Source organism: Streptomyces sp. MBT65 (assembly GCF_016612545.1).
Classification (GTDB): Bacteria; Actinomycetota; Actinomycetes; order Streptomycetales; family Streptomycetaceae; genus Streptomyces.
Genome location: NZ_JAENRY010000662.1, coordinates 1 through 1766, shown reverse-complemented (window position 1 = coordinate 1766; position 1766 = coordinate 1). Strand labels below are relative to the sequence as shown.

Below are 1766 nucleotides of genomic sequence, written 5' to 3'. Positions count from 1 at the left end.
GGCGGCGGTGAGGATGCCGGTGACCAGGCCCTTGCGCGTGGTGAACCAGCGGTTGGTGACCGTCGCCGCGAACGCGAGCGCCATCGAACCACTGCCCAGCCCCACCAACAGGCCCCAGCAGAGCAGCAGTTGCCACGGCGCCGTCATCCACACCGTCAGGCCCGAGCCCAGCGCGATCACGGTCAGCGCGACCGCGACCACCCGCCGGATGCCGAAGCGGTCCATCAGCGCCGCCGCGAAGGGGGCCGTCAGCCCGTACAGCGCGAGGTTGATGGAGGCCGCGGCCCCGATCGTCCCGCGCGACCAGCCGAACTCCTGGTGCAGCGGATCGATCAGCAGCCCGGGCAGCGAACGGAAGGCGGCAGCGCCGATGATCGTCACGAAGGTGACGGCGGCGACGAACCAGGCACGGTGCAGCGACATCATGCCGCTCCGCCGCGGGCGAGTACGGCTGCGCGGTGTGCGGTCGGCCCCGGGCTCGGGCGCGGGCTCCTGGGTGGTGCCGGGCGTGGCATCGCTTGTCTGCGTCACGTCAATGAGCTTCCGCCATCCCGCCCTCCCCGAGCCACTGGCCCGAAGGGCAGCATTCGCTAGGATCGGGCCATACAATGGAGCCATGGCCACAGCCACCGCCGACGGTTTCCGCCCGCACCGCGTCGTCGTCCTCGCCCTCGACGGCCTCCTCCCCTTCGAGCTGGGCATCCCGCACCGCATCTTCGGCCGCCCCCGGGACGCCGAGGGTCGGCTGCTGTACGAGGTCGTCACCTGCTCGGTCCGCCCGCCCGGCCCGGTCGACACCGACGCAGACTTCTCCATCGACGTCCCGAACGGCCCGGAGGCCCTGGCCACCGCCGACACCGTGATCGTCCCGGCGTCGTACGAACTCGGCCCGGTCTTCGAGCAGGGCGTCCTCACCCCCGAACTCGCCGCCGCCCTCGCCCTCGTCCGCCCCGGCACCCGCCTCGCCTCGATCTGCACCGGCGTCTACGTCCTCGCCGCCGCCGGTCTCCTCGACGGCCGCCCCGCCACCACGCACTGGGCCGACGCCGACCGCTTCCAGGAGCTGTTCCCGCAGATCGAGGTCGACGCGGACGTCCTGTTCATCGACGACGGCGACGTCCTCACCTCCGCCGGTGTCGCCGCCGGCATCGACCTGTGCCTGCACATGGTGCGCCGCGACCACGGCACCGCGGTCGCCAACGACGTCGCCCGCCGCACCGTCGTACCGCCCCACCGCGACGGCGGCCAGGCACAGTACATCCACCGCCCGGTCCCGGACCCGCAGGTGGCGACCACGACCGCCGCCCGCGCCTGGGCCCTGGCCCGCCTCCACGAACCCATCCAACTCCGGGACATGGCCGAGCAGGAGGCGATGTCCGTCCGCACCTTCACCCGCCGCTTCCGCGAGGAGGTCGGCATCAGCCCCGGCCAGTGGCTCACCCAACAGCGCGTCGAACGCGCCCGCCACCTCCTCGAATCCACCGACCTCTCCATGGACCAGGTCGCCACGGACGCCGGCTTCGGCACGGCCCAGTCCATGCGCCAGCACCTACAGACGGCCCTCGGCGTCACCCCGACCGGCTACCGCCGTACCTTCCGCACGGGAGCGACGGGAGCGGCAGAGACACCGGGGTCAGCGCGAGCAGCGACAGGGCCCATCACCGACTCCGAGCACCACGGCACGGTCGGCGCCCTCAACTGACCAACCACCAAGGCTCACTTGACGACCTCCCCGGCCCCGACTCCCCCAAGCACCACACCACCAC

The 1766-nt window shown here is 72.5% G+C and carries 2 protein-coding genes; one reads left to right on the top strand and one right to left on the bottom strand.

All coding sequences use genetic code 11. The features are described 5' to 3' along the window. On the bottom strand, window positions 1-531 hold a 531-nt coding region (locus JHN63_RS51405), incomplete at its 3' end, for an MFS transporter (RefSeq protein ID WP_200691991.1). Between the two features lie 85 nt (window positions 532-616). Between JHN63_RS51405 and JHN63_RS51400 the strand changes: the two genes are divergently transcribed. Further along, complete coding sequence (locus JHN63_RS51400) at window positions 617-1702, top strand: GlxA family transcriptional regulator (RefSeq protein ID WP_234478969.1); 1086 nt, start codon at window positions 617-619, stop codon at window positions 1700-1702. The last annotated feature ends 64 nt before the right edge of the window (window positions 1703-1766 follow it).

Excerpts from the sequence above, each read along its gene's own strand:
- JHN63_RS51400 (WP_234478969.1), top strand. The coding sequence starts at position 617 with ATGGCCACAGCCACCGCCGACGGTTTCCGCCCGCACCGCGTCGTCGTC.